A 12,747-nucleotide genomic window follows, 5' to 3' on the forward strand; every position below is an offset into this window, starting at 1 on the left:
TTACCCACATGAATATACGTGGAAAATTAATAATAATAGGTGGCGCTGTTGATAAAGGTAGTTTCACTGAAACCGATTTAGATAAAAATGCGGCAAAGAATTTAAACTTTTTTGAAGCCGGAATTTTAAAGAGAATAATTGAAGAATCTAAGCATAAAAAAGACTCTCGAATTGAAGTCATTACAACGGCTTCCAAAATCCCAAGAGAGATTGGTCCCGAATATGTGAAAGCCCTGCATTATTTAGGTGCCGACAATGTGGATGTGTTGAATATCGAAAGACGCGAACAAGCTTCAGAGCCTGAAGTATTGGCGCGTTTGAGAGCAGCTGATGTAGTGATGTTTACCGGTGGTGATCAATTGCGATTGACTTCAATACTAGGTGGAACGCCGTTTCATGATATTATCTTGGACAAATACCACAACGAAGAATTTATCTACGCCGGAACTTCAGCCGGAGCTGCAGCCGCTTCCAATAATATGATTTACCAGGGAAGCAGTAGTGAAGCTTTGTTGAAAGGCGAAGTAAAAATCACTTCAGGTTTGGGACTTATTGATGGTGTGATTATCGATACCCATTTTGTGCAACGCGGAAGAATTGGTCGTTTGTTTCAATCCGTAGTTGGAAATCCAAAGGTATTAGGAATCGGGCTTGGAGAAGATACCGGTTTGTTAATAACACACAATACTAAAATGGAAGCTATCGGTTCGGGATTGGTAATTCTGGTTGACGGAAGAGAAATCAAAGACACCAATCTGACTCAGGTTGAATTGGGCCAACCCATTTCGATTAACCATTTGGTGACCCATGTAATGAGCATGTATGACACTTTTGATTTGGCTACTTTTAAAATGACTATTAAGTCTTCCCAATACGTTCAATCCTAATGAAAATCATCATTCACGGCGGATTTTTTTCAGAATCGACTACTAACCATGAAACGAAAGTAGCCAAGCAACAGGCTTTGCTTCGCATAGCTAAGGAATCGTATGCTTATCTGCAAACGCATTCAGCCTTGGAAACCGTGGTACACGCAACGTCACTTTTGGAAGATGATGAATTGTTCAATGCCGGTATTGGTTCCCAAATCCAAAGCGATGGCAAAATTAGAATGAGCGCTTCATTGATGGATGGTTCGACGATGAAAATGAGCGGTGTGATTAATATTGAAGAAGTCAAAAACCCGGTACAGGTCGCACAGGTTTTAATGCATTATGATGATAAGGTTTTGGGTGGAAGCGGTGCAACTAATTTTGCCCGCCAACACGGATTTGAAAAATTTTCTACCGAAATACCACAACGGCGTTCAGAATATGAAGCTAAATTAGCAGCAACCCGAATAGGAACAGTGGGTTGTGTGGCTTTAGATGCCGAAGGTAAAATTGCGGTAGCCACATCAACCGGAGGAAAAGGTTTTGAAATCCCGGGAAGAATATCGGATTCGGCCACCGTAGCCGGAAATTATGCTAACGAATTTTGTGGAGTAAGTTTGACCGGAGTAGGAGAAGACATTGTCAGCGGTGCTGTTGCAGCTAAGATTGTAACGCGTGTTACCGATGGTTTTACCTTAGAAAAAGCATTTGAAAAAACCTTTGCTGAATTAAAACCTTTTGATGGTTTTGCCGGGGCAATTGCCATTGACCATAAAGGAAATATCTTCCATCAGGATTCGCATCCGAGTATGGTTTTTGCCAGTTTTGATGGTACGAACGAAGAGGTTTTTAACTAGAAATAAAAAATCCCAACTATTTAGTTGGGATTTTTTGTTTGAATTATTAATCCAATGCCATTTCTGTAGCAATGGCAATGCGGTTCCAGGCATTGATTGTCGTAATCATTATGATAATTTGTGCAATGTATGTTTCGTCAAACAGTTTTCTGGCATTATCATAAGTCGCTTGTGATAAATGATTCTGAATTAAAGTTATTTCTTCGGTCATGGCCAAAATGGCTTCTTCTTCGGGAGTGTAAAGTGTGGTTTCTCTCCAGGCATTCAAAAGATAAATGCGTTGCTCGGTTTCACCCAATTTTCGGGCATCTCGGGTGTGCATATTGATGCAATAAGCACAGCCATTAATTTGGGAAGCCCTGATTTTGATTAGCTCTTTGTGCGTTGGTGTTAGTGAAGTGGATGCGATGTATCTTTCTAATCCCATCATGGCTTTGTAAGCCTCAGGTTGTGTCTGTAAAATGTTTACTCTGGTGTTCATTTTGTTGTTTTTTAAAGTTCGATACAAAGTTCCGGCAATGATTCTTTAAAAAACTTGAACTAGTTCAAGAAATCATTTTTGCTTTTTACCTCCGCGTATTTTGCTAAGCAGCTCCGCCGAAAAATCGAGATAGGAAGCAATCATGTATTGCGGAACGCGTTGTATGAATTCGGGAACGACATTGTTGAAATGATGGTAGCGTTCTTCGGCTGACATGGTAAACAAAAACATAATCCGCATTTGCGAAGCCGCAAAAGATTTTTGAAGAACAATCCGGAAATAGCGTTCGAGTTGTGGAATTGCAGCATACAATGCATCAAGATTGGCTTTGGAAATTGAAATGATTTCCGAATTTTCGATGGCCTGGATATAAAAATGTGATGGTTTTTGATTGGAAAAACTCATATAATCGGTAATCCACCAATCTTCAATCCCAAATTGCAGCGTTTGTTCAACACCTTTTTCATTGATGATAAAAAGGCGGAAACAGCCTTTCTGGATAAAATTCTGATGGGTACAAACTTCGCCTGCTTTTAGCAGCAGGTCTTTTTTCTTCACCGATTTCAGTTCAATCTTTGCCAGAATAAGTTCTTTTTCAGCTTCAGTGAGCTGAATGTGTTTGCTCAGATGTCGAATAAGATTGTCAGCCATCATTTAGTTTTTACCAAAGTTACTTTTTAAAAGCAAAAAATCCCAATCTTTCGATTGGGATTTTTATTTTGGTAACCTAATAGATTACTTAATTGTCAATGCGTTATCAATTAAGAAAGTGATGTAGTTTCTGTGTGCTCTGGTGCTTTCATCTAAAGAGGAAGCGGTAACCAGCATCAGTCTTATTTTCTTTAAGGTTTGACGCGCTGCTGCTTTTGAAATATCATCGTGTCTGTTTTTTGGATCGTTGATATCCGCAATTCCAATCACTTCTTTTACAAAATACGTTTGAAGGTATTGACGTTGCATATTCACTTTGCCTATCAAATCAGCTTTGAAAATACCGTTGGTCAAATCGCTCATTACTTCAGCTACAGAGTAACTGTTGCCATACAAACTTGAATTGGTAATTCTTTGTAAGGTTGTTGGGTGAAGAATGTGACCCAATGCAACATCAGTTTGAAGCGATTGGTACATAGCGCCTAATTTTGGATCTTCAGTAGAAGAGAAGAAGCCAAATCCACGTCTTTGCAATTGTAAATATGGATATAATGGTGCATCAGCATCAAAAGCATCCGGAGCAAAAGTATATTTATTCAATACTTCGATAGCTCTTTTTTGTTGGGCTTTTGATACCGGTGTAAAAGGTTTTACCGTAGTATTTTGACCAACAAAACTCCTGTCTACATAAATACCTCCAACATAACGGCTCACCACGGAAGCCATATTTCTTCTTTGTGCATTTAAGGTTCCGAATCTTGCTCTCAATTCAGCATAACTTTGTCCGTTTTTGCTGTATTTGGTTTTCAGTTTGGCCATTACATTATTAACCAATTTGAATCTTTCTTCAGCATTTCCAATCGCATCGCTGCTCAGGTCATTCACCATTACGCGTGGATCGATTGCTTTACCCGGAGATCTCATATCATCAGCATCGTTACCAAAAGCCAAACTCGGATCAGTACTTCTGTTTAGGATTTTGGTCAATTCAGCTTCTTCTGCGTTTTCGTCAAATTCTTTATAACCATATTCAATGGCCCAAAGATCATATGGTCCTGGTTTTGTGGTGTAGTAATTTCCTTGTTTGCTTCTGTCTAATGAAAGATTGATGGCAGGATAATCCATTACCGAACCGATAAGCCCAACTTTTTCAGTGATGGCTTTGTTGTGTAAGTCGGCCGGACTTAACATTTGGCTGGATTTCATATTGTGGTTCAAACCTAAAGTATGACCCATTTCATGAAGCACTAAATAGTATAAAAACTCTTCGTGTACTTTTAAGATGGTACCGGCATCTTCTTCATTGGCTTCTGCCAAAGTCGTACCCATTAAGAATTGGTTTTTAAGTTCGCTGGCCAAAGTACAAGTACTTCCGTCATTGTGGAAATAACTATCAAGATGTGCCTGGGATTCTTCAGAACCTTTTAACGAATACAATTCATCTAAGGATGGAGAACTACTTCCTGATGCCCATTCGATAGTGATATCAGCGCCTAAAATCTGACCCGTGCGTGGATTGGCAAAACTTGGTCCGATGGCTCCGTAAGTCGGATTAGCTGAGGCAACCCAACGAATTACATTGTAACGCACATCTCCGGCATCCCAATCAACATCATCCGGCTGGACTTTCATTACAACTGCATTTCTAAAACCGGCTTTTTCAAAAGCTTCGTTCCATTTGTTTCCGGCAGCCACAATGGCGTCACGGTATTCTACCGGTGTCGTGTTTTCTACCCACCAAACGATAGGTTCTACAGGCTCGCTAATCGCAGCAGCTGGATCTTTTTTAGTCAAAAACCAACGATTAATGATGTCTTTATATGGTGTTACTTTTATACTGGTTTGGTCGTTAATGGATTGTCCAAAGTAACCAACACGTGGATCATCTCTTCTGGCCCTGAAATTATTTACAGGCATTTCCAAAAAGGTGTGTTGCATGCGAACACGAACATAACGCGCATCGGTAATATCGTCACCACCGCCGTTTAACGGACTCGGATTGTCATAAGCTAAGTCGACAACAACGTCAGTATTGTTCGGAAACGAACGAACGCTGTAATATTTTGATTTCGCTGAATTGAAATTTCCAAGATTAAAAAAGGCTCCCGGTGGAATTCCAGGAGGCATTACTGGTTTTACCGGATCTAGTTTTTCACTTAAGAATAAACCATCGGCCGCGATTAAATAACCGGTATTGTCTTCGGCAACTACTTTTTCTGCCAGGAAAATAGCTTCGGCAATATCAGTACCAGCACTCTTACTTACCGCATTGTTTTTGTCGTAGTAAAAGTTAGTATTGACTAAACCAAATTCAACTTTGTCATTGGCTTTTTTGATGTTAAAGATATTGGTTGAACGGTGCATGCTTTGGTTCAAACCTAAAGTAGTTGGGCCGCTCATCGAATAACTCTGATAAATAAATTCTTTATTCAATTGCTCTTTCTTTATGAAGAGTTGAATGCTACCGGTAACCGTATCCTGGTAAATGGTAAAAAGACCTTCCGACTTTTTGCTGGTTTTTACCTTGTCGGCGATGGAAACCTTAGGTGGTTTTTTTGCTTTGATTGAATCTGCTTTTGCCGCCGCCGCTTCTTTGTCATTTTTCTTTTTACGGTCTGGTTTGTCTTGTGCCTGTGACAAACCCGAGGTCAAAAGGACTGCTAAAGAAAACATGAACGTTAGTCTAATTTTGTTCATAATTTTTAAATTAAGAGATTGATGAATAAGGTTAATAGTTAGATTTAAAAAAAATCCAATTTACTATATAATTTGATATATCAAGTATATGTTATGATTTTTTTAACGGGACTAAATTTAAGCAAAAAATCCCAATCATTTGACTGGGATTTTTCTATAATGTTACAATACCATTTTAATAATTGAATATTTCCTCTAAAGTAACTTCTTCGATTTGGCCTAATTTCTTAAGCGCTTCAAAGTCTAAGCTTTCTTTTTTACCAATGATGGCCGTATTGTATTTTTTAGGCTTTACTTCTTTGTTGAAGAATTCATTGGTGGCATTCAAGGTCAGGCCTTCAATGCTCTTGTAAGCGTCTTTGCGGATATCATAGTCAAAACCAAGTTTTTTCACGTTCAATTGGTTGAAGAAGATGTTGGTTTTGATGATTCTGCTTGAGGCAATTTGTTTTAAGCTTGACTCTTTGGCATTGTTGAACTGTTTGTCAATTTTTGGCATATCGGCCAGCAAAGCATTAATGGCATCAACCGCTTCCGGTAATTTATTGGCTTGTGTTCCGATAGCAACCTGCATATAATCGTTTAGATTTTTGTCATTGGCGATCATATAATTGGCTCTTGCCGAATAGGCCAATGATTTTGACTCCCTGATTTCCTGGAATACAATGGAAGACAAACCTGAGCCAAAATAAGAATTGAAAACATTTACCGTTCCGGAAAATGATGGATTGTATTTTCCGCCTTTGGCAACTCGCGTCATTTCGGTCTGAACCATATCATAGTTGGCAAAATAAACCTTGTTATTGGTTTCGGGTTCCGGATATAATTTTGGTGCCGGAATAGGCTTGTTGGCTGCCAGATTGTGGTTCTTTTCTAAAGCGGTTACAATTGGATTCAAGTCAGTGCCATAGAAGAAAATCTGATGCTCATAACTGGTCATTCCTTTTACCAAATCGGCCAGCTTGTTTACATTCATTTCTCTCAATTCTTTTTCAGAAATGATATCCCTGAAACGGGAATCTTTACCATATTTGGCATAATTCACCAAGGCATTCAGAATACTTTCTTTGCGTTTTTTTGCATTGGCTCTAGAGTTCAGGACAGATTCTACCTGAGTATTGTAAACTTCCTGGTCTGCTTTTACATTTTTCAGTAAGTCTTCAAGCAAGGCAATTCCTTTTGGCAGATTGTTTTCCAATCCGGTAAGGGAAATATAAGTCATGTCATTGGTGAAATTCACCGAATAAGAAATTCCGATTTTATAAAATTCCTTTTTCACATCTTCCGGACTCAATTTATTGGTTCCCCAATAATCTAACATCCCGGCTGCCAATTGTAGTTTTTTGTCATGGTCAGAACCCATGTTGAACACATAGTACAGATTTGAAATCGTATTGGTGTTGTTTTTTATAAAACTAATATTGGTATTTTTTACTTTTTTGGTTTGGATTGCCGATTTGAAATCAACGAAAACCGGTGCTAAATCAGTTGAGGTAAGCTTTGCAAAGTTTTTATAAAACTCTGATTGTGCATCTCTGTTCAATTGAATAGGCGTAATCTTTGGATTGGAAACACGAACCAATTTGTCATTAACCCCTTTTCTTTTGTAGATGATTACATAGTTGTCTTTGAAAAATTCATTGGCAAACTTAACGATATCGGCTTTGGTTATTTTGGCCAATTCGTTGATTTCAGATAGGTTTTTCTCCCAGCTGATGCCTTGTGTATAGTTTCTGTAGATAGAAGTCGCTAATCCATCAGCCGATTCATAAGCCTTCATGACATCAAGTCTTCGGTTGTTGATAATTGCTTGAATCATCCATTCGTCAAATTCGCCTTTCTTTAATAATTCAATTTGCGAAAGCAATAAATCTCTTCCTTGTTCAAGTGTTTGTCCTTCTTTGGTGCTTAGGTTCAAACCAAAATAACCATATTCATCAAAAGTGGTAGAAAACCCTTGGGCGCTTAAGGCCAATTGTTTTTGATTGATGTTGAGGTCGATAAGACCAACGTCTCCGGCATTGCTTAGTATTTCAGAAGTCATATCGGCCAATAAGGCTTCTTTTGTTCCCGTTCCTGAAGTTCTCCAGGCCAAGCTCACTCTTTCGGCTGTTGGGCTTTTCACTTCTCGTGATACAATAGCAGTCATTGGTTTTTCAACCACCTTTTTCTTCATTGGCAGTTCTTTGTATTGGAAAGTGCCAAAGTACTTGTCTACCATTTTGATGGTTTTGTCAAAATCAAGATCGCCCACCAAAATTACCGCCATGTTATTAGGCACGTAATACTGGTTGAAATAGTTGTGAATAGCTACCATTGAAGGGTTTTTCAAATGCTCCGATTTTCCGATGGTCGTTTGTTGGCCATAAGGCGTATCAGGGAACAAAGCGCTCATCAATTCAAAGTTTACTAAACGTCCGTCATTGTCCTGTGAACGGTTGAATTCTTCATAAACCGCTTCGAGCTCAGTATGGAAAAGACGCAATACCAATTCGGAGAAACGCTCTTTCTCCACCATCATCCATTTTTCCAATTCGTTGGCCGGAATGTTGTTTTTATAAACGGTTTCATATAAGTTGGTGTGGGCATTGGTTCCTTTAGCACCAAGCGATGAAATCAGTTTGTCGTATTCATTGGCCACAGAATATTTTGAGGCTTCCTGAGAAACTTCATCGATTTGCTTGTAGATGGCTTTTTTCTTTTCAGGATCGGTTTCTGCTTTGTGTTGTTCATATAAATCAGAAATCTGGGCAATCAGTTTTTTCTCGACTTCCCAGTTTTGGGTTCCGATTTTACTGGTTCCTTTGAAAACCATGTGTTCTAAGTAGTGTGCCAAACCGGTATTGTCCGAAGGATCATTATTGGAACCTGTTTTCACCGGAATATAAGTTTGGATTCTCGGTTCGTCTGTGTTTTGGGCCAGGAAAACTTTAAGACCGTTTTTTAGGGTATAAACCCTGAGTCCGGTTTTGTCATTTTTTACCGTTTCATAGGAGTAACCCTGGCTGTCTTGTTTTTTTTCTGTTGAAAAAGTTTGTGCTTGAATGGTTGTCACTGCAAGGAGTAAACAACTGGCAATTATTGTTTTTTTCATGTTGGTTTAGTTTAGCCCAAAAATAAGGAAACAAATGGTTTTATGTTTAAAAACAAATGTTAAAATAAGCAGTTGAACTGCGTGAGCGATGATTTGAAATTAAAAGAAGGAAGCCCAGTGGGCTTCAGGTAAAATTAGGTCATATGTTATAAATTTGCTGTAGTTCTCCACACATATAAACCGCGTTAGGGATAGAGGCAGGCACCGTGTGCAGCCGATAGCCCGGCGCTTGCGCAACGCCATAAAAAAATCCCGATCTTTCGACTGGGATTTCTATTTATAAGTAAGTTAAATTGAGTTTGTACAAACGTTTATTTTACTTTTTTCACAACAGCTTTGAAAGCTTCCGGGTGATTCATTGCTAAATCAGCCAATACTTTACGGTTCAATTCGATACCGTTTTTCTTAACTAATCCCATGAATTGTGAGTAACTCATTCCTTCCAGGCGAGCACCAGCGTTGATACGCGTGATCCATAATGCACGGAAGTTTCTTTTGTTTTGCTTTCTATCGCGGTAAGCATAGCACATTGCTTTTTCTACTGCGTTTTTAGCAACTGTCCAAACGTTTTTACGTCTACCAAAGAAACCTTTGGCTTGCTTCATTATCTTTTTTCTTCTTGCTCTTTTAGCAACTGAATTTACTGATCTTGGCATAATTTTTCTGTTTTTTTGTAGCAGGCGTCCCGAATTGAATCAAGGGAACTTCAAAGCCATACTCCAAGGTTATTTTAAATAATTTTTTAACCTAAAGAATTCTAAAGCTATTAGCTGTTAGCTTTTAGCGATTAGATGATTCTTAATTGTTGTTTGATACTTTTCTCATCTGTTGGGTGAACCAGTGTAGAATGAGTTAAAGCCAATTTACGCTTTTTCGATTTTTTAGTCAGGATGTGACTTTTGAAAGCGTGCTTTCTCTTGATTTTTCCTGAACCAGTTACTTTGAATCTCTTCTTAGCACTGGATTTTGTTTTCATTTTAGGCATCTTTTCCTAGTTTATTTAATTTAACTTACTTACTTTTTTTCTTAGGAGCAATGAACATAATCATTCTCTTTCCTTCCAATACCGGCATAGCTTCCACTTTTCCGTATTCTTCCAAATCCTGAGCTAAACGCAACAATAGGATTTGACCTTGTTCTTTATAAATGATCGAACGTCCTTTGAAGAACACAAAAGCTTTTAATTTTGAGCCTTCTTTTAAGAACTTCTCTGCATTCTTTCTTTTAAATTCATAATCATGCTCATCAGTCTGAGGTCCGAAACGAATCTCTTTCACAGTGATTTGAGTTGACTTTGCTTTCAGCTCTTTATCACGCTTTTTTTGCTGATAAATGAATTTTCCATAATCCATTAATTTACACACAGGAGGATCTGCATTTGGTGAAATCTCCACCAAATCGACTTCAAATTGTTCTGCTAATCGAAGCGCTTCGGAAAGTTTGAAAACTCCCGGCTCAATATTTTCACCCACTAATCGAACTTCTGACACACCGCGAATCAACTCATTAATTCGGTGTGCTGCTTTTTTCTCTTCTCTAGGTTGGTAACCTCTGTTGTTTCTAATTGCTATGGCTATATAATTTTAATTAAACTTCAAATGTTTTTAATGTTTTGGCAATTTCTTCGTTTACAATTCTGGCAAATTCATCAATTGTAACTGTAATATTGCCTTTTCCTTCTTGCCCGTGACGTCGTACAGAAATCGTTCCGTTTTTCTCTTCTTCCTCGCCGACTATCAGCATAAACGGCATTTTTTGTACTTCTGCCTCTCTGATTTTCTTTCCAATCGTCTCGTTGCGGTTGTCAATTAGGGCGCGAATTTCGTGATTTTCTAGCAATTCTAAAACTTTTTTCGCATAATTTTCATATTTCTCGCTTAAAGACAAGATAATAGCCTGCTCCGGCATCAGCCAAAGTGGGAAATTTCCAGCGGTATGTTCCAGCAAAATCGCGATAAAACGCTCCATCGAACCAAAAGGTGCTCGGTGAATCATAACCGGTCGGTGTAATTTGTCATCCGCACCTTTGTAAGTCAATTCAAAACGCTCCGGTAAATTGTAATCTACCTGAATGGTTCCCAATTGCCATTGCCTGCCCAAAGCATCTTTAACCATGAAATCCAGTTTTGGACCATAGAAAGCTGCTTCGCCATATTCTATCACGTAATTCAAACCTTTGTCGCTGGCCGCACTGATAATTGCGCTTTCTGCTTTTTCCCAGTTTTCATCGCTTCCGATATATTTATCTCTGTTTTCTTGGTCCCTTAGCGAAACCTGAGCGGTAAAGTTTTCAAAGCCTAACGAACCGAATACATACAATACCAGGTCGATTACTTTTTTGAACTCAGAATCCAATTGATCCGGCGTACAGAAGATGTGTGCATCATCCTGAGTAAACCCACGAACACGGGTCAATCCGTGTAATTCACCACTTTGCTCATAACGGTAAACCGTTCCGAATTCAGCATAACGCTTAGGTAAATCTTTGTATGACCAAGGTTTGTTGTTGTAAATCTCGCAGTGGTGTGGACAGTTCATTGGTTTTAGCAAGAACTCTTCGCCTTCTGCCGGAGTGTGAATCGGTTGGAAACTGTCAGCGCCATATTTGGCATAGTGACCCGAGGTTACATACAATTCCTTTTGCCCTATATGTGGCGTTACTACTTGTTCGTAACCGGCTTTTTTCTGAGCTCTTTTCAAAAATTGCTCTAATCTATCGCGTAAAGCAGCACCTTTAGGCAACCATAATGGCAAACCTTGACCTACTTTCTGAGAAAAAGTAAATAAATCCAATTCTTTACCTAGTTTTCTATGGTCACGGCGTTTGGCTTCTTCCAGTAATTCTAAGTAGTCAGTTAAGTCTTTTTGTTTAGGGAACGAAATGCCGTAAACACGAGTCAACTGTTTGTTTTTCTCATCACCGCGCCAGTAAGCACCGGCAACGCTCATGATTTTCATTGCCTTGATGATTCCGGTATTCGGAATATGGCCACCACGACACAAATCAAAGAAATTGGCGTGATCGCAAAATGTAATCGTTCCGTCTTCCAGATTCGAAATCAACTCGGTTTTGTACTCGTTATTTTTATAGATTTCCAAAGCTTCTGCTTTAGAAACTGAACGCATTTTAAATTCGTGTTTCTCTCTCGAGATTTCCAATACACGGTCTTCAATGGCTTTAAAATCGGCATCGGTGATTTTCTTATCGCCAAAATCTACGTCATAATAAAACCCATTGTCAATCGCAGGTCCAAGCGTTAATTTGATACCAGGAAATTTTTCTTCCAATACCTGCGCCATCACGTGCGAAGTTGAATGCCAGAAAGCTTTTTTGCCTGCTGCGTCATTCCATGTATATAATATAAGAGAACCATCGGTCGTTAATGGGGTTTCCGTTTCAATAGTGGTACCATTAAAGGCTGCCGAAATCACATTTCGCGCTAATCCTTCACTGATGCTTTTGGCAACATCCATCGGAGTTGAATTCTTTTCAAACTCCTTAACCGAACCGTCAGGTAGTGTAATCTTTATCATTCCTAAAATTTTATGGACTGCAAATATAGGAGATTCACAAAACACATACAATATATAAGTATAATAATAGGAAAGATTTATTAGGAGCGGGTGGCTTGGTTTGTTTCAGTTATTGCAATTCCCGCTGTCCGCACTACGAGGTAGCTGCTTCCATCGGGGCTAATGGACGGTCTTTCGGGGCTTGTTTGTTAAAGAAAAGCAAAAGTTGATTTTCAATAATCGCAAAATCAGCGACTTGTGAAAAATATCAAAAAAGGTTGTTTTTTTATTTGGAATGGCGGGAAAATAGTTTTTATATTTGCACCCCGCAAGAGAGGGATTGTTCATTGATAAACTGTAAAACGAGGGGGTTAAAATAAATTCAAAAATAATTTTAAAAATCCTTGTTAGTTTAAAAAGAATAGTTACTTTTGCACCCGCTAACCGAAAGATTGGCGAAAAGAATAGAAGAATACGTTCATAGACATATTGAATTGACAGCCGTTTTAAATAGTGATATTTAAAACAAATAAAAGAGAGTAAGAGAATCGGAAGATTTGAAAAAGACTAGCCTTTGTCTAA

The 12,747-nt window shown here is 38.7% G+C and carries 10 protein-coding genes; 2 read left to right on the forward strand and 8 right to left on the reverse strand.

What is annotated here, in order from left to right; all coding sequences use genetic code 11:
• Positions 1-8: 8 nt before the first annotated feature.
• The gene (locus P1K33_RS05835) at positions 9-887 is read left to right on the forward strand and encodes a cyanophycinase (RefSeq protein WP_284651963.1); all 879 of its coding nucleotides are present in this window, start codon (positions 9-11) and stop codon (positions 885-887) included.
• Entirely contained in the window at positions 887-1,729 is an 843-nt protein-coding gene (locus P1K33_RS05840) for an isoaspartyl peptidase/L-asparaginase (RefSeq protein WP_284651964.1), read from the forward strand. Before P1K33_RS05835 ends, P1K33_RS05840 begins: the two co-directional genes overlap by 1 nt.
• Positions 1,730-1,775: 46 nt before the next feature.
• Here P1K33_RS05840 and P1K33_RS05845 read toward each other — a convergent pair whose 3' ends face one another.
• From P1K33_RS05845 to thrS, 8 genes are all read right to left on the reverse strand, one after another.
• Complete coding sequence (locus tag P1K33_RS05845; RefSeq protein WP_284651965.1) at positions 1,776-2,210, reverse strand: carboxymuconolactone decarboxylase family protein; 435 nt, start codon at positions 2,208-2,210, stop codon at positions 1,776-1,778.
• A 72-nt stretch (positions 2,211-2,282) separates the two neighbouring features.
• Positions 2,283-2,861, reverse strand: a complete 579-nt coding sequence (locus tag P1K33_RS05850) for a Crp/Fnr family transcriptional regulator (RefSeq protein ID WP_284651966.1) — start codon at positions 2,859-2,861, stop codon at positions 2,283-2,285.
• 84 nt (positions 2,862-2,945) lie between these two features.
• Positions 2,946-5,558: a zinc-dependent metalloprotease gene (locus tag P1K33_RS05855; RefSeq protein ID WP_284651967.1), complete on the reverse strand. Its 2,613-nt coding sequence runs from the start codon at positions 5,556-5,558 to the stop codon at positions 2,946-2,948.
• A 175-nt stretch (positions 5,559-5,733) separates the two neighbouring features.
• Complete coding sequence (locus P1K33_RS05860) at positions 5,734-8,652, reverse strand: M16 family metallopeptidase (protein ID WP_284651968.1); 2,919 nt, start codon at positions 8,650-8,652, stop codon at positions 5,734-5,736.
• A gap of 311 nt (positions 8,653-8,963) precedes the next feature.
• Positions 8,964-9,308: a 50S ribosomal protein L20 gene (gene rplT / locus P1K33_RS05865; RefSeq protein WP_284651969.1), complete on the reverse strand. Its 345-nt coding sequence runs from the start codon at positions 9,306-9,308 to the stop codon at positions 8,964-8,966.
• A 131-nt stretch (positions 9,309-9,439) separates the two neighbouring features.
• The gene (gene rpmI / locus P1K33_RS05870; RefSeq protein ID WP_035678477.1) at positions 9,440-9,637 is read right to left on the reverse strand and encodes a 50S ribosomal protein L35; all 198 of its coding nucleotides are present in this window, start codon (positions 9,635-9,637) and stop codon (positions 9,440-9,442) included.
• Between the two features lie 25 nt (positions 9,638-9,662).
• A complete protein-coding gene (gene infC / locus P1K33_RS05875; protein ID WP_284651975.1) occupies positions 9,663-10,217 on the reverse strand; it encodes a translation initiation factor IF-3 in 555 nt (184 codons plus the stop codon).
• A 22-nt stretch (positions 10,218-10,239) separates the two neighbouring features.
• Positions 10,240-12,186 carry a threonine--tRNA ligase gene (gene thrS, locus P1K33_RS05880; RefSeq protein ID WP_284651970.1) on the reverse strand — a complete coding sequence of 649 codons (1,947 nt, stop codon included), beginning with the start codon at positions 12,184-12,186 and terminating at the stop codon, positions 10,240-10,242.
• Positions 12,187-12,747: the final 561 nt, after the last annotated feature.

It is taken from the genome of Flavobacterium terrisoli (assembly GCF_030167905.1).
GTDB classification, from domain to species: domain Bacteria; phylum Bacteroidota; class Bacteroidia; order Flavobacteriales; family Flavobacteriaceae; genus Flavobacterium; species Flavobacterium terrisoli.